The 19,251-nt window shown below is 67.0% G+C and carries 22 protein-coding genes and 1 tRNA gene; 7 read left to right on the top strand and 16 right to left on the bottom strand.

Annotated elements, in window-relative coordinates; genetic code table 11:
- Nucleotides 1-19: 19 nt before the first annotated feature.
- The 8 genes from GQE99_RS06825 to GQE99_RS06790 form a co-directional block, all read right to left on the bottom strand.
- Nucleotides 20-2,107 (bottom strand): TRAP transporter permease, encoded by a 2,088-nt coding sequence (locus tag GQE99_RS06825; protein ID WP_161350859.1) that lies wholly within the window; start codon nt 2,105-2,107, stop codon nt 20-22.
- Nucleotides 2,100-3,764, bottom strand: coding sequence for a sulfatase-like hydrolase/transferase (locus tag GQE99_RS06820; RefSeq protein WP_161350858.1), 1,665 nt, complete (start codon nt 3,762-3,764; stop codon nt 2,100-2,102). The genes GQE99_RS06825 and GQE99_RS06820 overlap by 8 nt, the downstream gene beginning before the upstream one ends.
- Nucleotides 3,765-3,861: 97 nt before the next feature.
- Complete coding sequence (locus tag GQE99_RS06815) at nt 3,862-4,767, bottom strand: LysR family transcriptional regulator (RefSeq protein WP_161350857.1); 906 nt, start codon at nt 4,765-4,767, stop codon at nt 3,862-3,864.
- An 81-nt stretch (nt 4,768-4,848) separates the two neighbouring features.
- The gene (locus tag GQE99_RS06810) at nt 4,849-5,523 is read right to left on the bottom strand and encodes a hypothetical protein (protein ID WP_161350856.1); all 675 of its coding nucleotides are present in this window, start codon (nt 5,521-5,523) and stop codon (nt 4,849-4,851) included.
- A gap of 117 nt (nt 5,524-5,640) precedes the next feature.
- Nucleotides 5,641-6,429 carry a hypothetical protein gene (locus tag GQE99_RS06805; RefSeq protein ID WP_161350855.1) on the bottom strand — a complete coding sequence of 263 codons (789 nt, stop codon included), beginning with the start codon at nt 6,427-6,429 and terminating at the stop codon, nt 5,641-5,643.
- Nucleotides 6,430-6,589: 160 nt separating this feature from the next.
- Nucleotides 6,590-7,510, bottom strand: coding sequence for a cation diffusion facilitator family transporter (locus GQE99_RS06800; protein ID WP_161350854.1), 921 nt, complete (start codon nt 7,508-7,510; stop codon nt 6,590-6,592).
- Nucleotides 7,507-7,929, bottom strand: coding sequence for a hypothetical protein (locus GQE99_RS06795; protein WP_161350853.1), 423 nt, complete (start codon nt 7,927-7,929; stop codon nt 7,507-7,509). The genes GQE99_RS06800 and GQE99_RS06795 overlap by 4 nt, the downstream gene beginning before the upstream one ends.
- A 74-nt stretch (nt 7,930-8,003) precedes the next feature.
- Nucleotides 8,004-8,089 (bottom strand) — tRNA-Leu (locus tag GQE99_RS06790).
- 101 nt (nt 8,090-8,190) lie between these two features.
- Here GQE99_RS06790 and GQE99_RS06785 point away from each other — a divergent pair.
- Complete coding sequence (locus tag GQE99_RS06785; protein ID WP_161350852.1) at nt 8,191-8,931, top strand: rhomboid family intramembrane serine protease; 741 nt, start codon at nt 8,191-8,193, stop codon at nt 8,929-8,931.
- Nucleotides 8,932-8,943: 12 nt separating this feature from the next.
- Here the strand turns inward: GQE99_RS06785 and GQE99_RS06780 are convergent, their stop codons facing one another.
- From GQE99_RS06780 to GQE99_RS06755, 6 genes are all read right to left on the bottom strand, one after another.
- Nucleotides 8,944-9,138, bottom strand: a complete 195-nt coding sequence (locus GQE99_RS06780) for a Flp family type IVb pilin (protein ID WP_161350851.1) — start codon at nt 9,136-9,138, stop codon at nt 8,944-8,946.
- A gap of 101 nt (nt 9,139-9,239) precedes the next feature.
- A complete protein-coding gene (locus GQE99_RS06775; RefSeq protein ID WP_161350850.1) occupies nt 9,240-10,025 on the bottom strand; it encodes an inositol monophosphatase family protein in 786 nt (261 codons plus the stop codon).
- A 131-nt stretch (nt 10,026-10,156) separates the two neighbouring features.
- Nucleotides 10,157-10,654 (bottom strand): helix-turn-helix transcriptional regulator, encoded by a 498-nt coding sequence (locus tag GQE99_RS06770; RefSeq protein WP_235917152.1) that lies wholly within the window; start codon nt 10,652-10,654, stop codon nt 10,157-10,159.
- Nucleotides 10,655-10,668: 14 nt separating this feature from the next.
- Nucleotides 10,669-11,250 (bottom strand): cytochrome b/b6 domain-containing protein, encoded by a 582-nt coding sequence (locus GQE99_RS06765; protein WP_161350849.1) that lies wholly within the window; start codon nt 11,248-11,250, stop codon nt 10,669-10,671.
- A complete protein-coding gene (locus tag GQE99_RS06760) occupies nt 11,243-11,527 on the bottom strand; it encodes a PepSY domain-containing protein (protein ID WP_161350848.1) in 285 nt (94 codons plus the stop codon). The genes GQE99_RS06765 and GQE99_RS06760 overlap by 8 nt, the downstream gene beginning before the upstream one ends.
- A gap of 137 nt (nt 11,528-11,664) precedes the next feature.
- Nucleotides 11,665-12,570 carry a LysR family transcriptional regulator gene (locus tag GQE99_RS06755; protein WP_161350847.1) on the bottom strand — a complete coding sequence of 302 codons (906 nt, stop codon included), beginning with the start codon at nt 12,568-12,570 and terminating at the stop codon, nt 11,665-11,667.
- Between the two features lie 96 nt (nt 12,571-12,666).
- On the opposite strand from GQE99_RS06755, the gene metF reads away from it, so the two are divergent.
- Both metF and GQE99_RS06745 read left to right on the top strand, forming a co-directional pair.
- Complete coding sequence (gene metF, locus GQE99_RS06750) at nt 12,667-13,533, top strand: methylenetetrahydrofolate reductase [NAD(P)H] (RefSeq protein ID WP_161350846.1); 867 nt, start codon at nt 12,667-12,669, stop codon at nt 13,531-13,533.
- Nucleotides 13,534-13,622: 89 nt separating this feature from the next.
- Nucleotides 13,623-15,014: an NAD-dependent succinate-semialdehyde dehydrogenase gene (locus tag GQE99_RS06745; RefSeq protein WP_161350845.1), complete on the top strand. Its 1,392-nt coding sequence runs from the start codon at nt 13,623-13,625 to the stop codon at nt 15,012-15,014.
- A gap of 13 nt (nt 15,015-15,027) precedes the next feature.
- On the opposite strand, the gene GQE99_RS06740 is transcribed toward GQE99_RS06745, so the two are convergent.
- The gene (locus GQE99_RS06740) at nt 15,028-15,681 is read right to left on the bottom strand and encodes a DUF2161 domain-containing phosphodiesterase (protein ID WP_161350844.1); all 654 of its coding nucleotides are present in this window, start codon (nt 15,679-15,681) and stop codon (nt 15,028-15,030) included.
- Nucleotides 15,682-15,788: 107 nt separating this feature from the next.
- On the opposite strand from GQE99_RS06740, the gene GQE99_RS06735 reads away from it, so the two are divergent.
- Together GQE99_RS06735 and GQE99_RS06730 are read left to right on the top strand one after the other, a co-directional pair.
- Nucleotides 15,789-16,709 (top strand): manganese-dependent inorganic pyrophosphatase, encoded by a 921-nt coding sequence (locus GQE99_RS06735; protein ID WP_161350843.1) that lies wholly within the window; start codon nt 15,789-15,791, stop codon nt 16,707-16,709.
- A gap of 174 nt (nt 16,710-16,883) precedes the next feature.
- A complete protein-coding gene (locus tag GQE99_RS06730) occupies nt 16,884-17,087 on the top strand; it encodes a hypothetical protein (protein ID WP_161350842.1) in 204 nt (67 codons plus the stop codon).
- Nucleotides 17,088-17,172: 85 nt separating this feature from the next.
- Here the strand turns inward: GQE99_RS06730 and GQE99_RS06725 are convergent, their stop codons facing one another.
- The gene (locus GQE99_RS06725) at nt 17,173-17,598 is read right to left on the bottom strand and encodes a rhodanese-like domain-containing protein (RefSeq protein ID WP_161350841.1); all 426 of its coding nucleotides are present in this window, start codon (nt 17,596-17,598) and stop codon (nt 17,173-17,175) included.
- Between the two features lie 174 nt (nt 17,599-17,772).
- On the opposite strand from GQE99_RS06725, the gene GQE99_RS06720 reads away from it, so the two are divergent.
- Both GQE99_RS06720 and GQE99_RS06715 read left to right on the top strand, forming a co-directional pair.
- On the top strand, nt 17,773-18,645 hold the full coding sequence (locus tag GQE99_RS06720) for a TIGR01459 family HAD-type hydrolase (RefSeq protein WP_161350840.1): 873 nt from the start codon (nt 17,773-17,775) through the stop codon (nt 18,643-18,645).
- 125 nt (nt 18,646-18,770) lie between these two features.
- Nucleotides 18,771-19,214: a MaoC family dehydratase gene (locus GQE99_RS06715; RefSeq protein ID WP_161350839.1), complete on the top strand. Its 444-nt coding sequence runs from the start codon at nt 18,771-18,773 to the stop codon at nt 19,212-19,214.
- Nucleotides 19,215-19,251 lie beyond the last annotated feature (37 nt).

Raw genomic sequence — 19,251 nt, 5'->3', positions numbered from 1 at the left:
TCCTCCCTTGGTATGCCCGTCAGGTCGCTGCCTTGACGGGGTTTCGTTGCGCGATGCGTTCGCGCGCGATGAGCAGCAGGCCCACGGCCACGGCGGGCCCTGCGATCATGAAGTTCGGCACCAGCGCGACCAGCCCGGCCACGACGCGCAGCGCACGCTCGACCGGCACGAGCCGCGCCCGGTCGAAGCCCGCGAGCCCCGAGGCAAGGAGCCACATGGCCAGCGTGAAGACCGCGACGATCCAGCCCAGGTCACCCCAGGTGACCGTGGTGATGTCGATCATCGCGCGGCTGGAGACGGGCTCCTCTCCGAACCACTCGAACAGCGTCTGCAGCTTGTAGAGGACCGCCGGGTGATAGACGAAGACGAACGGGATCAGGAAGCCCGCGAGCGCGATCTTGGCGGCCTCGAAGCCGGTGCGGATCGGGTTCGCCCCCGCGATGGGTGCCGCCGCGAAGGCGGCGAGCGCCACGGGTGGTGTCACCGTCGACATCATGGCGAAGACCACGACGAACAGGTGCAGCGTCAGCGGCGCGAGGCCCACGGTGTCGATGCCCGAGCTCAGGGCGATCACGATGATGAAGTAGGTGGCCCCCGGCGGCAGGCCCATGCCGAGGATGATCGACCCGAAGGCGACCACGAGCAGCACGATGGGCAGCGGCCCGTTGGCGACTTGCGCGAGCAGCAGCGACAGGCGCCCGGAGAAGCCCGACGACTGGATCAGCCCAACGATCAGGCCGATCGCGGTCACGACGACGATGATCGAGGCGCACATCCGGCCCGCGTCCACGAGCGCGCCCCAGACCTTGCGCACCGAGCGGAACTCGGGAAACAGGACCAGCGCGGCGCCCAGGGCGGCGATGATGCCGTAGAAGCCGGCCTTGGGCACCGAGGGCTGCGAGAACAGGAAGTAGCTCAGCGTGCCCAGCGGGACCACGAAGACGAGGCACTTGACCCATTCGGGCCGCGTGAGTGGTGGCCGCGCCTCGCGGGGAAGGCCGCCGACGCCAAGCCGGCGCGCCTCGAAGTAGACGGCAAGAAAGGTGCCGAGGTAATAGAAGACCGCCGGAACGATGGCCGCGACGACGATGTAGCGGTACTCGAGCCCGATCTGGCCCGCGACGAAGAAGGCGACGACGCCCATGACCGGCGGCATGATCTGCCCGCCGGTGGACGCGGCGGCCTCGACGGCGCCGGCGAAGGCGGGCTTGAAGCCCGAACGCTTGATCACCGGAATGGTCATGACGCCCGTCGAGACGACGTTGGAAATCGCCGCCCCCGACAACGTGCCGAAGAGCGCCGAGGAGGCGACCGAGGCATGCGCCGCGCCGCCGGTGAACCCGCCGGAGATGCGGTTGGCGATCTTCATCAGGAGATCCCCGGCGCCCGAGGCCATGAGGATCGCCCCGAAGACGATGAAGACGAGCACGTTCGCGGTCACGACCTGCACGGGCTGGCCGAACATGCCGCCAGTCTGGGCCCAGAAGTTCAGGATCATCGCGCGCAGGTTCTGCGTCACGGTGTTTTCCGATCCCGCGAGGATGCCGGTCCACTCGGGCAGCCAGCCGCGCACGAAGAAATAGACAACCCAGAACAGGCAGAAGCCCACGATGAAGCCGCCGAACATCCGGTAGGTCATGTAGAGCGTGAGCACAACGGCCACCGGGAAGGCGATGTAGTCGATCCCGCCGATCGAGGGCAGCATGCCGCCGTCCATCGCGAAGATCTTGACGATCCACACGGTGAAGGCGGCGATCGAGGCGAGCGCCATCAGCCAGTTCAGCCAGCGCAGGTTCTCCGACTGGTGGATCTTCAGCGCGGAGACCACGAAGGACAGGATGATCGGCAGGCCGATGATCAGCCCGGTGGGCCGCAGGAAGCCCTGTTCGAAGGCGCGGTGCGCCGCGCCCAGCCAGTGCTCGCGCATGTACATGCGCTGGTCACGGCGCGACATCTCTTCCCAGCCGTCGGCGGTGTTCTCGATGATCCAGGTCACCAGATCGTTGAGCGGCCCCGAGGCGGCATAGATCGTGGCCACCAGCGCAAGCGCGACGGCGACCACGTTGGCGACCTTGCGGTCGATCGGGTGTCCGGCGGTCTCAGCCATTTTCCGGGGCCTCCTGCTTGACGTGGATCTGGCGGGCGCGGCCACGGTACTTCTCGGTCCAGGCCTCGGGCACCTCGGAGCCGTCCACGAGGAACGGCAGGATGCCCTTGCGCGCCGAGGCGCCGCGCATCGCGTCGATGTCGGCGTCCGACCGCGTGACGCGCTGCGCGTTGCGCCGGCCCCATTCGGCCAGGTGGTCGTACATCCGTGCGATCACGTCGCGATAGGCGGGGTCGTCACCGCGGTCATGGAATTCGTCCGGGTCGGTTTCGGTGTCGAAGAGCATCGGCCGGAAGCCGCCCTCGGCGTGCATCAGCTTGTAGCGCCCGTCATAGACCATGAAGAGGCGCGCATCGTCCGCGCTCACGCCCAGCGTCTCGCGCATCGGGGTGACGGAGTAATCGTATTCGCTGATCACGTAGTCGCGCCAGGTCCCGGGCGTCTCGCCGCGCAGGAAGGGCATCAGTGAGCGGCCCTCGATGATGTGGCCGGGTACCTCGCCGCCGGCGGCCTCCACGAAGGTGGCGGCCAGGTCGATCTGCTCGACCAGCGCGTCGCAGGTGGTGCCGCGCGTCGCGTCGGCCTCGGCCCGGGGGTCGTAGATGATCATCGGCACCTTGACCGAGGGCTCGTGGAACAGGTCCTTCTCGCCCATCCAGTGATCGCCCAGGTAATCGCCGTGGTCCGAGGTCAGCACGATCATCGTGTCGGCCATCCTGCCCGTCGCCTCGAGATGATCGAGGAGCCGGCCGAGCTGGTCGTCGCATTGCTTGATCAGGCCCATGTAGGCCGGGATCACCTTCTCGCGCACCTCGTCGCGCTGGAACGCCGAGGCGATCCGGTTCGACATGTAGGCGGCATAGACCGGGTGCGGGTCTTCACGCTCCGCCGGGTGGCGCTTGGCGCCGGGAACGTGGTTGGCGCCGAACATGTCGTGGTAGGGCGCGGGCACGATGTAGGGCCAGTGCGGCTTGATGAAGCTCACGTGCGCCAGCCAGGGCCCCTCGGCCTCGTCCACGAAGCGTATCGTCTCGGAGGTGAGCCAGGGCGTTTCGCTGTCCTCCTCGCGGATGTTGGCCGGCTTGTCGGCATTCATGAACATCCAGCCGGAGGCAATGTTGCCATCGTCATCGACGCCCGCGTTGGCATAGTCGGCCCAGGGATTCTCGCCGTCGTAGCCCTTGGATTTCAGGTATTCGTTGTAGGGCGAACGCTTGCGGTCGTAGAACCCGTCCGGCCCCTGCCCCCACAGCCCGTCATCGCGCACCCAGGCGTCGAAGCCGCATTCGGCCTGGCGCGCGCCGATCACGCTGTCGGGGGCGAGCCCGAGGCGCTTCATGCCCTCGGCGTCCACGTTCATGTGGGTCTTGCCCAGCAGGTAGGCATTCATCCCGAGCTTGCGCAGGTGGTCGCCCAGCGTCACCTCGCCCACGCGCAGGGGAAAGCCGTTCCATTGTGCGCCGTGCGACGACGGGTAGCGCCCCGTGTAGGTCGACATGCGGCTGGACCCGCAGACCGGCGACTGGACATAGGCTTCGGTGAAGCGCACCCCCATCGCCGCGACGCGGTCGAAGTTGGGCGTGTGAAGATGCGGATGCCCCGCACAGCTCAGGTAATCGAACCGGAGCTGATCGTACATGACGAACAGAATGTTCACAGTGTCCTCCCCTGCCGGACCTCCATCCGGCACCGACGATCATAGGCGGGCACGAGATAACCTGTAAGAGAAAAATCTTCACTGATATGAATATTGGTTATGCGTCGCGCAGTTTCAGACGCTCCGCCTGGATCGTGACCGCGTCGCAGAACGCGCGTCCCGCGGGCGTCAGGGGCCTGTCCGAGCGCGTCATCAGCCCGATTTCGACCGGCGTCACCTCGTCCTCGAGCGGCAGGCGCGCCAGCTGCCAGCGCGGGGCGATTTCGTCCAGCAGGAAAGACGGGAACGAGCACAACCGGTCGCTCCCCTCGATCATGGCGAGCAGGCTGGTGATCGAATCCGAGGTCGTCACGGGCTCGGGCGGGACCAGCCCGAGTCGCCGGAAATCCTGACCGATGCCGAAGACGCGCTTGCGCGGTCCGATCATCACCCACTCCGCGTCGCACAGATCGGCGAGCCGCGTCTTGTCGCGCAGGCGCGATCGCCTGCCGGTGATCACCGAGATCGGCGACAGGAAAAGGCTGCGCACCTGGAGCCCCCCGCGATCCTCCAAAGCGGGCACCGGGCCGATGACGATGTCGGTGTCGCCCGACCGCAGCGTGGCCATCGTCGAGGGCGGATGACCGCCCGCGATCTGCACCTGCACGCCCGGAAAGCGCCGGCGGAACCGGTCGAGCGCGCGCGGCACGATGCGCACGGCGGCCAGCGGCGAGACGGTGATGTTGAGGTTGCCCGAACGCGCGCCCTGGATCTGGCGGACCTCTTCGTCGAGCTTGCGGAACTCGGTCTGGATGACGCGGGCGCGCGCGATGACCGCACGACCGATCTCGGTCGGCTCCACGCCGCGCGCCGCGCGCGTGAAGATCCGTGCCCCCAGGTCGTCCTCGGCCTGCTTGAGCGCCTTGGTGAGCGCGGGCTGGGTCTTGCCCAGCACTTCGGCAGCCGCCCGCAGGCTCCCCGCGTCGGCGATGGCCACGATGGTTTCGACATGTGCAGGTTTCACCGCGTCCTCCCTCGGCACGCACCGCGCCCGTCCATGAGACCCGCGATCAAGCCCGGGTGCAAGCCACGGCAGGCCGCGCGCTCAGAAGGAGCCTTGCGAAAACGGGTTCAGGAACATGCCACCGCCGTCCCCGTGGCGCGCGTATCGGGACCGGGGAAAGAGCGGCTCGGATTTCGCACCGGGCAGCCGGTAGGTCACCGCCATCGAGAGCGTCGCGAAATGAGAGCCCGCGGGGTTCGGGATGTAGCGCCCGGCCGCCGACACCGTGAGGTCCGTGCCCGGCAGGTCGTAGAGCACGCCCGCGCGCAGCATGCCCGCCGCCCGGAACGGGCCGTAGAGTTGTTCGCCGGGCGTCTGGCCCTGGTAGCCGTGCACGAACCCCAGGTCGACGCCGGCCAGAAGACCGAAGTCGCCCAGGAATTCCGGCCGGTACTGAAGCTCGAAATCCACCCCCAAGCTGAAGGACGGGACATCGAAGGAATTGACGAAGGACATGACCCCGAACCCGCCCGACAGTCTCAGAGACGGTGATATGTCGTAGAGGTTGCGGCAGGCGAAGGTGCGGCCGTGCTGCTGTTCGTTGAACTGCGGGTTGCCCTTGTTGAAGAAGTGGAAGCTCTGGTTGAACACGCCGACCGTGAAGCTGTCGCAGAAGATCGGCTCCTCGGCCTGGGCCTCGCCCGGCGCGGTCGCGAGGGTGCCCAGCGCAAGTGCGACGGTCAGCGCGCGGCCAAGCCGGCGCCCGCAAGCCCGCACAACGCGTGCGGCCGTCGACTGACGGACCCGTTCCGACTTTCCGATGCCCGTTCCATGCAATGGGGAACGTGGACAGCCCCGCTGTCCCTCGCCGGATCCCTGTCGCGCGCGCACGGCTCAGAACCGCGTGTTGGCGTAGCGGTTCGCCATGTTCGCCGGGATCGGCCCGCTCTTGCTCGAGAACAGCGGACGGCGGACGAGCGGCGTGATCTCGGCCGCTTCGAACTGGTAGGTCATGCCGACCGACACCGTCCCGAAGCTCGCCCCGAAGGGGCTCGGGATGAAGCGGAAGGCGGTGTGCGCCGAAATGTTGGTATCGGGAATGTCCCACAGCGCGCCGACGCGCATCATGCCGGCCGCGCGGAACGGCCCCCACAGCCAGGCTTGCGGCACGTGCCCCTGGTATCCCGTCATGAACCCGGCATCGCCGCCCAGGAAGACGCCGAAATTGCCCAGGAACTCGGGCCGGTACTGAAGCTCGAAATCCACGCCCGCGCCGAAGGAGCGGTCGTAGTGACTGTTCCTGAACGTCATCGCGCCGTAGCCCGCGAGGAGCCTGAGCGACGGGGTGATCGTGTAGACCTGGTCACAGGCGAGCACGAGTCCGGCCTGGTCGTTGTTGAAGGTTCCCTTCGGGAACGAGCCTGCGTGAAAGCTCTTGTGGAACACCTCGGCCCGGACCACGTCGCAGACCGGGGCGGCCTGCGCGGCGGGCGCGGAGAAGACGGTGGCGCCGACGGCAAGGCTCAGCGCGGCGACCGCGTTGCGCGCGCGCCGGGCCACGCCAAATTCAAGACTGGCACCCCGACGGCGCCGACCACCCAGCCAGGTCTGGATCATGCGGTTCGTTCCCTCGCTTCCCGCCCCGGCGATCGTCGCCGCGGCCCCCGTGTTGGCGTCAGCCATCGTTGCGCTGGCCGACCCCCACCCGGGTGCATGGCCGCACAGGCTGCGCCTGCCATCGCTTTTGCCCGAGCGCTTTCGGGCAATCAAGCCGATGACACGGCATTATTACCAAAGATGTTGTGGCGACACACCGTGAAGCCTCAATAGAGGGTACTGGCCCTCATGCCACGGGCTTGCTGATGCGTTTCACTTCGCAGACCGAGGCAAGCCGCCAGCTGCGCTCGGGCTTGCCCGGCCACAGTTCGTCCATCGAGGGCGTCCCGCTCAACCTGTCGACCTCGGCGAAGATGTAGCGCCCGCTTTCGCGCAAGCGCACCTCACCGGCCCCGTAGCTGTCCTTGAGGTGATCTTCCAGCGCGCGCGCGTCGTCGGCCATTTCGTTGGTGTCGAGCTTGCGCGGAACGCCGTCCACCAGCTCTGCCGTGGCGATGGCGAAGGTCTTGCGCCCGTCGTTGATGATGTCGAGCGAGATGACGAGCGCGGCGACCGAATCCGCCCACCACCAGCCCATGCCGACGCCGATCACGCCGAAGGCGCCGGCCAGCCCGGTCATCCAGTCGGCCTTCTGCATCAGCGCGTCGGTGAAAAGGACCTTGTCCTGGAGCCGCTCGGCCAAAGGTTTCTTGATCCGTCCAAGAATGACCGGCGGCACGACAGAATAGGCAAGGACGGCGACCATCACCCAGCCCATCCAGAGATCGGGCCCGACGAAGGGCGCCGGTCCGATCGTCGGATGCTCCATGTTGATGAGCTTCATCGACGAATCGTAGACGAGGAAAAGGCCCATCGCGAGCAGCGCGGAGGCCGCGATCAGGAAGGCGAAACTGTCGAGACGCGCGAAGCCGAAAGGGAAGCGTTCCGTCGGGTTCTTCTGCTCGAAGCGCAGTGCGATGAGGAACGTGGCGGCGGGCAGAAGCCCTAGGAAATCCTCGATCCAGGCCGACTTCATCGCCTGGCTCGATCCCATCGCGAAGAACATCACCGCCACGATGGTCGACTGCCAGAAGAGCGTCCACCATTCCAGCTTGCGCGCGCGGCGCAGGTCATCGCGGATCTCTTCAGGCACGTGCTTCACGGTCATGCTCCTTCGATCGCGCGCTCGATGGACAGCAGCCAGCGGTTCTCGCCAAGATGGACGGCCCCGCGCAGCACCGGCAGCTCCTTCTCAGGTTCGGCGGTCGCGAAGGCGCTGGTGAAGGCCGCTTGCTCGGCCCACGGCGAGGCCTTGGGAAAGACGCCGATGACCAGGTCGAGGTTCTCGCTCTCGAGCGCGCGCAGAAGCGACCCGGCGGCCCCCTCGGTGGCCTCGACCTCGACCCCGTGCGCCTCGGCGACACGGGCCGCGAAGCGTTCCATCTGCGCGGGATCGACGTCCTCCTCGGCCGAGACGAAGCCCACCTTCACGACGCCCGCCTCCTCGACCTTCCTGGTGGTCTCGAGGGGATCGGACGGGATCTCGTCGCAGGCGACGAGCAGAAGCGGCAAGAGGGTGGCCGTCATGAGCTTGAGAGGCCGTATCATGAAGCCGGAACGTGGCATGGCGCAGGGTCGTTCCGCGTCACGTCCGAAATAGCTGGTACCCGCGGCCGGACTCGAACCGGCACGGCATTCCTGCCTAGGGATTTTAAGTCCCCTGTGTCTACCATTCCACCACGCGGGCCAGCGCGGCGGACACTACAAGCGACGCGCGGCGAGGGAAACGGGAAACCGACGTGGCCGGGCCGCTTGACGGCCCTGCCCGCATCGGCTCCTGTGGCCCACATGTTCCCGATCCGCGATCACAACCCGTCCGAGCGCACGCCCTACGTCACCTACGTGCTCGTGGCGATCAACGTGCTGGTCTTCCTGGGCCAGATGTCGCTGGGCGAGCGCGCGCTGGCCGAGTTCTTCTATTACTGGGGCGTGGTGCCGGAACGGATCATGGCCGGCTACGGGTTCGAGACGCTGGCGACCTCGATGTTCATCCACTCTGGCTTCATGCACATCCTGGGCAACATGCTGTTTTTGTGGATCTTCGGCGACAACCTCGAGGACGAACTGGGCCACGGGGGCTTCCTGCTCTTCTACCTGGTCGCGGGGCTGGGCGCGGCGGCGGCGCAGATCCTGGCCAATCCCGCCTCCGGCATCCCGATGGTCGGCGCGTCGGGCGCGATCGCCGGGGTGATGGGGGGCTACCTGCTGTTCTTTCCCAAGGCGCGCGTGGACGTGCTGTTCATCTTCATCATCTTCTTCAAGGTCTTCCCCCTGCCCGCATGGATCATGCTGGGGGCGTGGTTCGCACTGCAGGTCTTCAACGGGGCCGCGACGCCGCTCGACGGTGGCGGAGTCGCCTACCTCGCCCATGTCGGCGGGTTCGTCGTCGGTTTCCTGTGGGTTCTGCCGAAATGGCTGCGCGAGGGCGGACCGGCGTTCTGGCGGCGCACGCATGGCCACCCGCCCCACCCGGACGCCACCTATCGCTTCACGCGCACGAACGTGCCCAGCGTCCGGCGGCGGCGCTGAGCGCGGCCCGGATCACTCGTCGCCGACCTTCGTGTTCGACAGGAACGAGCTCATCTTGTTGGCGAGCGTGGGCACGGAGCTTGAGACCGTGAAGCCGGTCACCATGCCCAGAAGCAGGATTCCCGCGGTCAGGGCGACCCAGTCGACCGTGACCGCCCCGTCCTCGTCGCGGCTGAAGCGATGAATCGTGCGAATTGGCAGCGGCATTGAACCTCCTATTGGGTAAATGCCCTGCCACAATCGCGATTAACTGCGGCGGAAATTGGGCTTGGTCGCGCCAAAAGCGCGAAATTTCGCCCGATTGCGTCTCAGTTCCGGATGATTTTGGCGAAATTGTCGAAAATCGCCTCGTTGGCGCAAAGCACCTCGCCGTCCGACAGGATGTCGCCCGCCGGGTCGATCGGTTCGACCAGCGCCCCCGCCTCGCGCAGGATGACGAGGCCGGCGGCCATGTCCCAGGCGTTCAGGCGGCGCTCCCAGAAGCCCTCGTAGCGCCCGGCGGCCACGTAGGCCATGTCGAGCGCGGCCGCGCCCCAGCGGCGCACACCGGCGCAGGCGGGCATCAGGCGCGCGAGGTCCTGGAGGGTGTCGGGCAGGTCCGCGCGGCCGCCGAACGGCAGGCCGGTCGCGAAGATCGACTCGATCATCTTGTGACGGCCGGAGACGCGCAGGCGCATGTCGTTCATCCAGGCGCCGGCGCCCTTCTCGGCCATGAACATCTCGTCCTTGGCGGCGTCGAAGATCACGCCCGCGACCACTTCGCCCTTGTGCTCGAGCGCGATGGAGATCGCCCAGTGCGGCAGGCCGTGCAGGAAGTTGGTGGTGCCGTCGAGCGGATCGACGATCCAGCGGCGCGTCGGGTCGTTGCCGTCTTCCCCGCCGCCCTCTTCGGCCAGCCAGCCGTAGTTCGGGCGCGCTTCCATCAGCTCGGTCTTGATGATCTCCTCGGCGGCGATGTCGGCGCGGCTCACGAAGTCGCCGGCCCCCTTCATCGAGACCTGGAGATTCTCGACTTCCCGGAAGTCCTTGACCAGCGACCGTCCGGCCTTGCGCGCGGCCTTGATCATGATGTTGAGATTGGCGCTGCCTTGCATGTCCCGGGGCTCCTTTGGATCAGGTCGGGCGTATACGTCGCGCGGCCCTGTTTGCCAAGCCTCGCCGGGCCGATTTTGGGCGCCCGGTCCGCCGCGTCGTCACGCGGGCCGAACCTGTGCGTCACGCGCGGTCATTTCAACGGGGCGCCGTCCCCGGCGAGCAATTCCTCCATGAAGACCGAGAAGAGCTGCGGTCGCCCCTCCACCCCGGCCTTGCGGAAGATGGCGGCGCACTGGGCGCGCACCGTGCCCGAGGCGGTGCCGCGCAGGCGCGCGATCTCGTCGTTCTCGATCCCTTTGAGCATCAGGAGCGCCACGTCGCGTTCGCTGGGCGTGAGCACCCAGTCGGCGAAGAAGCCGTCGATCACCTCGGCCATCTCGCCACGCGCCGCCTGTGTCGCGGTCTCGAGCATGCTCATGCGGCTGAGCACCCGGCGCAGTTCGATCATCAGGAACAGGATGCCGCCCACCAGCGCGATCGAGGCCAACGCCTCGAGCCCCATGTGCAGGTCCTCGAGCGCCCCGTCATGGGCGAGGTCCGCCACCACGTCGGCGACGAAGAACATGGCGGTCAGGGATTGCAGCACGATGACGGCGGCCAGAAGCACTGCCCGCCGCCTGTTCAGCATCCTGGCCATCGTGTTCAACGGGTCCGCTCCGATTGTTCCACGGGCTTCTTGCCATGGATCATCGCGGCGACCAAGGGCACACGGGTGACCAGGCTGTCGAGGATCACGCCGCCCAGGTGCAGCACGACCGAGATCATGAGCCAGGCGAAGAGACCCTCGTGCAGTTCCTCGACCCATTCGATCCCGAAATAGGCGGGCGTGGTCATCATGTAGCCGGTGATCCCCATGCCCAGGATCGTGGCCCACAGGTTGTAGGCCATGAGGGCGCCGGCGGGGTTGTGGCTGAGGTATCGGCGGTGGCGCCCGGACAGGTGGCCGGCGAGATGGCGCACGGCGGCGACCGGGTTCGGCGGGAAGGCCGAGAAGCGGGCGTGCGGCGTGCCCACGAGCCCCCACAACAGGCGCACGATGACAAGACCGACGGCGGTGTAGCCGATCACCTCGTGGGCGAGGCTTTCATCCTCGATGAAGGTGGCGTTGGCCAGGATCGCGGCGGCGACGCCCCAGTGGACGATGCGCACCAGCGGGTCCCAGACCGCGACGGGAGCGGGTCGGGGCCGCGTTTGCGCGGCCCCTGTTGCGGCGACCTCAGTCATCGCCGCCGACCCGCACGATCTCGCCGGTCTTGGGGTTGATGTAGACTTCGGCCATGTAGCGGTCCTTCACGACATAGGCCTCGAGCATCCCGTCGTCCGAGCCCACCTTGCGCACGTCGTAGCCCAGCGCGGTGAGCGCCTCGGTGATCGCGGCGGTGTCGGTGCCCAGCATCGTGCCGGCGGCCAGGTCGGCGGGGGCTGCGCTCATGGCGTCGTCCGAGGCGAAAGCGGGAATGGCGGTGAGCGCCAGCGCGGCTGCGAGAAGCGTCTTTTTCATGTCATGTCCTTTCGGGTTGCCGGCCCGACCCAGCGTCGTGCCGTGACCCGGACATGACCGCTTCCCCGCCCCACGGACATTGGCACCGCGCTTACGGGTGGCCCAATAAGCGCCTGCTTATGGCAGGTTTCGCAGGATCAGGCGCGTTGCAGCTTCACCGGCTCGGTGCGCGACAGGCGCATCATGTGGGCGATGTAGGGCTTGGCCACGTCCTCGTCCCGCGTGGCCGCGTACATCCGCTTGGTGAGCCCGCCCTCGGTGATCGGGCGGATGACGTAGTCGGGGTTCGACTTGTACTTGCCCAGCACCCAGTCGGGCAGCACCGTCACGCCCCGCCCCGCCGCGACCAGCATCAGGATCACCTCGGTCAGCTCCACCGGCCTTGTGCCGCGCGGCTCCACCCGCGCGGGCGTCAGGAGCTGGGTGAAGATGTCGAGCTTGGCGCGCTCCACCGGGTAGTGCAGCACGATCTCGTCGGCGAAATCCTCGGCCTCGATCCAGTCGTTCTCGGCCAGCCGGTGGCCACGCGCGCAGACGAACTTCGGCTCGTAGTCGAACAGCGGCGTGAAGGTCACACCGGGCAGCGCCACCGGGTCCGAGGAAATCACGAAATCCACCTCTTCGCGCCGGAGCGCCTCGATCGCGTCGAAGGCCAGGCGCAGGCGGATGTCCACGTCCACCTCGGGCCAGGCGCCCCGGAAGCTGTCCAGCACCGGGAACAACCAGTCGAAACAGGCGTGGCATTCGATCGCGATGTGCATCCGGCCCGAGCGGCCCGATTGCATGGCGCGGAATTCCTCTTCGGTCGCGGCGATCTCCGGCAGGATGCGCTCGGCCAACCGCAGGAGCTTGAGGCCTGCCGGCGACAGGCGCATGGGCTTGGATCGGCGCTGGAAGAGCTCCATTCCCACCTGGTCCTCGAGCCCCTTGATCTGGTGGCTGAGCGCGGACTGCGTGATGTTGAGGATATCGGCCGCCCGCGCCAACCCGCCCGCCTCATGGATGGCACGGATCGAGCGGAGGTGGCGGAACTCAAGATACATTGTGAATCATCCTCATATTCTTCCTGAGTATTATGAATTTGTCTCACCAATGCCAAGGGACTACCCATAAGGTCAAGCCAAGAGGATGATTCCACCATGCAACCGCCCCGCGTTTCCTTCGAATTCTTCCCGCCCAAGAACGTCGAGGCGACCTTTCGCCTGTCCGACACGGTCCGCGACCTTGCCCCGCTGGACCCGAGCTTCGTCTCGGTCACCTACGGCGCAGGCGGCACGACGCGCGACCTGACCCACGACGTGGTGACCACGATCCACCGCAATTACGGGCTCAACGTGGCCGCGCACCTGACCTGCGTGAACGCGACGCGGGCGGAGACGATGGAGATCGTGGACACCTACGCGCAGGCGGGCGTGACCGAGATCGTGGCGCTGCGCGGCGACCCGCCCAAGGGCGCATCGGGCTTCACCCCGCATCCCGACGGCTTCGCCAACTCGGTCGAGCTGATCGAGGCGATCGCGGCGCGCGGCGACATGAACATCCGCGTGGGCGCCTACCCCGACCCGCATCCCGAGGCGACCTCGGACATGTCGGACGTGGACTGGCTCAAGCGCAAGATCGACGCGGGCGCGACCAGCGCGATCACCCAGTTCTTCTTCGAGGCCGAGACGTTCTTCCGCTTCCGCGACAAGTGCGAAAAGGCCGGGATCGACGCCCCGATCATCCCCGGCATCCTGCCGATCCAGTCGTGGGCGGGCGTGAAGAAATTCGCCGCCTCCTGCGGCACCCCGGTGCCCGGCTGGCTCGACCAGGCCTTCGCGCGGGCCGAACGCGACGGGCGCGAGCGGCTGCTGTCGGTGTCCTATGCCTGCGAGCTTTGCACCGAGCTGATGGAAGGCGGTGTCGAGGCCCTGCATTTCTACACGCTCAACAAGACCGACATCACGCGTGACGTGGTCCACGCGCTCGGCGTCACGCCGCGCGTCCAACTGCAGAACGTCGCCTGACGCCACCACTCCATATTTCGTGAAGGCCGCGCCCGGAACAGGGCGCGGCCCCTTTCGTTCGCCCGACGGAACAACGAAAGGAACATCGTGTGAAGGACGCGGCCAGCAACGGCCGGATCACCACCATCGACCCGGCCACCGAAACCCCCATCGAAACCTACGATCTGATGACGCGCGACGAGGCGATGAGCGCGATCGAGCGCTGCCACGCGGCGTTCCTCGACTGGAGCACCAAGAGCCTCGAGGACCGGGCCGAAGTCATCGCGAAGATCGGCAAGGCGCTGCGCGACAACGCCGACGACTTCGCGGCCCTCATGACGCAGGAGACCGGCAAGCTCGTGAAGGACGGCCACTCCGAGGTGGAGCTCTGCGCGGCGATCTGCGACTGGACCGCGGCGAACGGGCCCACGGAACTGGCAGACGAAACGCGTGACGTGCCCAATGCCCAGAAGGGCGTCATCACATACGCCCCGCAGGGCGTGATCTACGGCATCCAACCGTGGAACTTCCCCGCCTACCAGGCGATCCGCTATACGATCGCGAACCTGATGGCGGGCAACGGCGTGCTCTTGAAACATGCCTCCAACTGCACCGGCTCCGGTCTCTTCCTGCGCGACGTGCTTGAAAAGGCGGGCCTGCCCAAGGATCTCTTCACCGTCCTGGTCATCGACCACGACACGTCGAACGAGGTCATCCGCCACCGCCACGTGCGCGGCGTGACCCTGACCGGCTCGGCCGCGTCGGGCGCCAAGATCGCGTCGATCGCCGGCGAGGAGCTGAAGAAGTCGGTGATGGAGCTTGGCTCCAACGACGCCTACCTCGTGCTCGAGGACGCGGACATCGACCTTGCGGTCAAGACCTGCGTGGTCGGCCGCATCTACAACAACGGCCAGACCTGCGTGAACGCGAAGCGGTTCATCGTGGTCGACGCGGTCTACGACCAGTTCGTGTCCGCCTATGTCGAGGCGATGTCGGCGCTCGCGATGGGCGATCCGCGCGACAAGGACACGAAGCTGGGCCCGATGGCGCGCGAGGACCTGCGCGACGACCTGCACGAACAGGTGACGCGTTCGATCGACCGGGGCGCGACGCTCGAATGCGGCGGCGCGGTGCCCGACCGGACGGGCTTCTTCTACCCCGCCACGGTGCTCACCAACGTCCAACCCGGACAGCCGGCCTATGACGAGGAGCTTTTCGGCCCGGTCGCGAGCGTCATCCGCGCCAAGGACGACGAGGACGCGATGCGGCTGGCCAACGACAGCCGGTTCGGCCTGGGTGGCGGCATCTTCTCGAAGGACAGCGAACGCGCGCTGAAGCTGGCCCGCGACCATTTCGACACCGGCATGGTCTTCATCAACGGGTTCAACGTGGCCACGCCCAACATGCCGTTCGGCGGTGTGAAGGACTCGGGCTACGGGCGCGAACACGGCGGCTTCGGGATGAAGGAATTCGTCAACGCCAAGGCGATGATCGTGAACTGAACCCGCAAGCGGATCAGGGGGCGTGCTCGGCGCGCCCCTTTTCCGTGAGATCGTAAAGCCCGGTGTCCACCCGGGCGAACCAGCCCAGGTGGTTGTGATACATGATCCGGGTGGCCCTCTCGACCCCAGTGGCTTTCGCGATGACGGCGCCCTTCGACGGCCCGTGCGCAGCAAGGTGCGCGGCGATGCGCGCGCAGTCCTGCTTGTAGGCGGTCATCACCTGCCCCCGGCTGCCCCCGGTGTTGGGATCACCCGAGCGCCGGGCGAACTCGGACAGAAGCCGGTCGCGCCGCACCTTGGACTTGCGGGGCCGGAACTCGGACGGGTCGGCATGCACCTGCACGAAACCGTCCTCCGCGCGCACCGACAGAACCCCGAGCCCCAGGCGCTTGCATAGCCCCACGTTGCCCTTGAACGCGCGGTAGCCCGCCCGGCCCGTCCAACGCGGGACGGCGACGTAGACCCAATCGCTCACCGACTGGCGGGCCACGGCCTGTTGCAGGAGCGTGAGGGAGAAGCCGGTCTTGAGCTCGACCACGACCGGCTCGGCGCCCTTGCGCAGGGCCACCACGTCGGCCGGCCCGATCTCGGCCTTCACCTCGTAGCCCAGCCCCTCGAGCCAGGATTTCACAGGGTGATAGAGATCGGTTTCGCGCCCGCGTGCCATGCCCTTTCCTAGCGCGGCGGCCGGGTGCGGCAAAGGGGGTGGTGACATCGCCCCCTGCCCCCCCTATAAGGCGCGCGACATTTTCAGCCCACAGGGGACGACGCCACATGATCACTCTCGTATTCGGCCACAAATCGCCCGACACGGATTCCACCGGATCGCCGCTGATCTGGTCCTGGTACCTCAACGAGATCAAGGGCGAGACCGCCAAGGCGGTCCTGCTCGGCGAACCCAACACCGAGGCCGCCTTCGTGCTCAAGCGCTGGAACCAGGCCAAGCCGGAGATCGTCGACGGCGTCACCGCCGGCCAGCGCTGCGTCGTGGTGGACACCAACAACCCCGCAGAGTTGCCCGAGACGATCAACGACGCGGACGTCGTGCAGATCATCGACCACCACAAGCTGGTGGGCGGGCTCGAGACCAAGGGGCCGATCGACATCACCATCCGCCCGGTCGCCTGCACCGCGACGATCATGTACGACCTGATGGGCGAGGACACGGTCAAGATGCCCGAGGAGATCAAGGCGCTCGCCCTGTCGTGCATCCTGTCGGACACGCTGGAGTTCCGCTCGCCCACCACGACCGACCGCGACGTCGAGGTCGCCAAGATCCTCGCCGGTGAGCTGGGCGTGTCGATCCCGGACTACGCGAGCGAGATGTTCGCGGCCAAGTCGGACGTGTCGGCCTACTCGGATGCCGAACTGATCCGCATGGATTCCAAGCAGTACGAGGTCGGCGGCACCAAGTTCCGCGTCTCGGTGCTGGAAACCACCGCGCCGGACATTCCGCTGGGCCGCAAGGAAAGCCTGATGGAAACGATGAAGCAGGTCGCGCAGGAAGACGGCGTGGACGAGGTGCTGCTCTTCATCGTCGACATCCTCAAGGAAGAAGCGACGCTGCTCATCCCCAACGACCGGGTGAAGGCCGTTGCCGAGAAGAGCTTCGCGACCTCCGTTTCCGGCGACACCGCCGTGCTGCCGGGTATCGTGAGCCGCAAGAAGCAGATCATCCCGAACCTGGCCGTCTGATCCGGGCCGGATACAAGATGCGAAGGGCGCCCGCCGGGCGCCCTTTTTTCGTTCCGGGGTGTGCGGGTCCCACCCGGGCCACCTCCGGAAGGGGCAACGTTGCATGGACAATGAACAACCGGCTGGTTAACCATTGTGTACAAATTAGTTTGTACTCAAAAACCCGGAGGCCGGATGACCTCGCACAACACGCACATCACCGACTACATGGTCTTGGAGGCAGACAGCGCGGAAGAGCTTTCAAACGCGGTGGTCGAGGCGATCCACAACCGCTGGCAGCCCTTCGGCAACATGGCCATCGTGCCGAAACACGACGGTTCGCAGGAGCGGACCGTCCTGCTTCAACCGATGATCCTGCAGGCGGAGTGGTTTCGCTGATCATCCTGCCCGGTCGCGCGCCGGCGCGACTGGATCGACGCGCGCGCCACGGCCCGGCGAACTTTCAATTCAATTCGGCGGGATGTCAGCCGGCGGGCACCGTTCGGTAGCCGCTCGCGATCACCCGCTTCATGCCCCCCTCGATCGACACGATCCGGTTCGGAATGCGCCCCTGGATCGCCTGGGCCGCGGCCCGCGTGCGGTTGCCGGAGCGGCACACGAGGATCAGGTCGCGCCCGTCGGCCAGCGCCGGGGCAAGTTGGTCGAGGAACCGGTCAGGGCCGGTGAAGGTCAGAAGCACCGCGTCGTCGATGACACCCGTCTCGGCCCATTCCGGGGGCGTGCGGATATCGACGATCAGTCCGCCGGTCGCCTTCATCTCGTCCACCGTGAGAAAGGTCTGTTCGAACCCCGGGTCGCGGCCCGCGGCCACCAGCCCGACGCCTGCGCCCAGGGCCAAGAGAGCGGCCCCGCCGCCGATCAGGACCGCGCGTCTCGAGTGCTGTGTCATCTGCGCCTCCAATTATATTCAAATCACGATATGTGTCCTGCCCCCGCCCCCGGCAAGCGGCAACGCCACCGCCCGACCGCGGCCTTCGGTCACATCCGCGCGCGCCGCGCATTGCGCCTCGCATCGCGCCGGGGCAGCGGATAAGAGGGGCGCATCAAGCAACCGGAGGCCCGCATGACCCAGATCGTCCCGTCGCTCGCCGACATTTCCGACACGTACGACGTGCTGCTGTGCGACCTGTGGGGCTGCGTGCACGACGGGGTGAAGCCCTTCGCCGCCGCCATCGCGGCGCTTCAGGGCTTCCGGCAGGCGGGCAAGACGGTGGTGCTACTGACCAACGCTCCGCGCGACCGCCGCTCGGTCGAGGCGCACCTGACCTCGATGGGCCTGCCCACGGACACCTGGGACACGATCGCCACCTCCGGCGACGCCGCGCGGGCGGCGATGTTCACGGGGGCGGTCGGGGAAAAGGTCTGGTTCATGGGCGAGGATCGCGACCGCGACTATTTCCGCCCGATGGAGATCATCGAGAACCCGGTGGACCTCGAACGCGTCGAACTGGACACGGCGGAGGGCATCGTCTGCTGCGGCCCCTTCGATCCGCTGGCCGATCCCGAGGCGCTGCGCCCGCAGTTGATGCGGGCCAGGGAGAAAGGGCTGAAGCTGCTCTGCGCCAACCCGGACATCGTCGTCGACCGGGGCGAGACCCGCGAATGGTGCGCGGGCGCCGTTGCCGCACTCTATACGGAGATCGGGGGCGAAAGCCTCTACTTCGGCAAGCCGCACCCGCCGATCTACGACCTCGCCCGCCGCAGGTTGGCCGCGCTCGGCGTCGAGGTGCCCGCGCACCGGATCCTCGCCGTGGGTGACGGCATCATGACCGACATCAAGGGCGCTGAGGACGAGCACATCGACTCGCTCTTCATCACCGGCGGGCTCGCGCGGGCCGAGACGCGCACCACGGATCAGCCGGAGCCGGAGGCCCTGGAGCGCTATATCGCCGACCACGGAGTGACGCCGACCTATGCCATAGGCGCTCTGCGCTGACTTTTCGTGCCTTTTGCGCAGGGAAGCGGCGCAGGAGGCCTTTTCCGGGTTGATTTCTGCAGTCGCAAAGTAATATTGTTACGCGAAAGCGTCTCAATGGCGACATTTGTTACCCGGAGGATTCCATGTTGGACAACTTCCCGCGCGGGACGATCTGTATCGAGGATCTCGAGATCGGCATGTCGCGCCACCTCACCAAGGAGGTGACCGACCGGGATATCGAGCTCTTCGCCGAAGTCTCGACCGACCGGAACCCGGTGCACCTCGACGACGACTACGCGATGGATACGATCTTCGAGGGCCGGATCGCCCACGGGATGCTGACCGCCGGGCTGATCTCGGCGGTGATCGGCGAACAGCTTCCGGGTCACGGCACGATCTACATGGGGCAGGAGCTGAAATTCCTGGGCCCCGTGCGCCCCGGCGACGTGGTTCGCGCCGAGGTGACGGTGCTGACCATCGACTACGGCAAGCGCCGGGTGACGCTGGCCACCCAGTGCACCGTCGGCGGAAAGCCGGTGCTGAAGGGCGAGGCCACCGTGCTCGCCCCTTCGAAAAAGTTCGACTGAGCCCCGGCGCGGGCACGCGAGCGCTTGCAGCCGCTGG

The sequence above is a fragment of the Maritimibacter harenae genome, assembly GCF_009882975.1.
GTDB classification, from domain to species: domain Bacteria; phylum Pseudomonadota; class Alphaproteobacteria; order Rhodobacterales; family Rhodobacteraceae; genus Maritimibacter; species Maritimibacter harenae.
Note: the sequence above shows the minus strand (reverse complement) of the source record. Positions and strands in the feature narration are given on the sequence as shown.

Coding starts and splice junctions, on each gene's coding strand:
- GQE99_RS06825 (WP_161350859.1), bottom strand. CDS start 2,107: ATGGCTGAGACCGCCGGACACCCGATCGACCGCAAGGTCGCCAACGTG.
- GQE99_RS06805 (WP_161350855.1), bottom strand. CDS start 6,429: ATGGCTGACGCCAACACGGGGGCCGCGGCGACGATCGCCGGGGCGGGA.
- GQE99_RS06800 (WP_161350854.1), bottom strand. CDS start 7,510: ATGACCGTGAAGCACGTGCCTGAAGAGATCCGCGATGACCTGCGCCGC.
- GQE99_RS06795 (WP_161350853.1), bottom strand. CDS start 7,929: ATGACGGCCACCCTCTTGCCGCTTCTGCTCGTCGCCTGCGACGAGATC.
- GQE99_RS06785 (WP_161350852.1), top strand. CDS start 8,191: ATGTTCCCGATCCGCGATCACAACCCGTCCGAGCGCACGCCCTACGTC.
- GQE99_RS06780 (WP_161350851.1), bottom strand. CDS start 9,138: ATGCCGCTGCCAATTCGCACGATTCATCGCTTCAGCCGCGACGAGGAC.
- GQE99_RS06775 (WP_161350850.1), bottom strand. CDS start 10,025: ATGCAAGGCAGCGCCAATCTCAACATCATGATCAAGGCCGCGCGCAAG.
- GQE99_RS06770 (WP_235917152.1), bottom strand. CDS start 10,654: ATGCTGAACAGGCGGCGGGCAGTGCTTCTGGCCGCCGTCATCGTGCTG.
- GQE99_RS06765 (WP_161350849.1), bottom strand. CDS start 11,250: ATGACTGAGGTCGCCGCAACAGGGGCCGCGCAAACGCGGCCCCGACCC.
- GQE99_RS06760 (WP_161350848.1), bottom strand. CDS start 11,527: ATGAAAAAGACGCTTCTCGCAGCCGCGCTGGCGCTCACCGCCATTCCC.
- GQE99_RS06755 (WP_161350847.1), bottom strand. CDS start 12,570: ATGTATCTTGAGTTCCGCCACCTCCGCTCGATCCGTGCCATCCATGAG.
- metF (WP_161350846.1), top strand. CDS start 12,667: ATGCAACCGCCCCGCGTTTCCTTCGAATTCTTCCCGCCCAAGAACGTC.
- GQE99_RS06740 (WP_161350844.1), bottom strand. CDS start 15,681: ATGGCACGCGGGCGCGAAACCGATCTCTATCACCCTGTGAAATCCTGG.
- GQE99_RS06735 (WP_161350843.1), top strand. CDS start 15,789: ATGATCACTCTCGTATTCGGCCACAAATCGCCCGACACGGATTCCACC.
- GQE99_RS06730 (WP_161350842.1), top strand. CDS start 16,884: ATGACCTCGCACAACACGCACATCACCGACTACATGGTCTTGGAGGCA.
- GQE99_RS06725 (WP_161350841.1), bottom strand. CDS start 17,598: ATGACACAGCACTCGAGACGCGCGGTCCTGATCGGCGGCGGGGCCGCT.
- GQE99_RS06720 (WP_161350840.1), top strand. CDS start 17,773: ATGACCCAGATCGTCCCGTCGCTCGCCGACATTTCCGACACGTACGAC.
- GQE99_RS06715 (WP_161350839.1), top strand. CDS start 18,771: ATGTTGGACAACTTCCCGCGCGGGACGATCTGTATCGAGGATCTCGAG.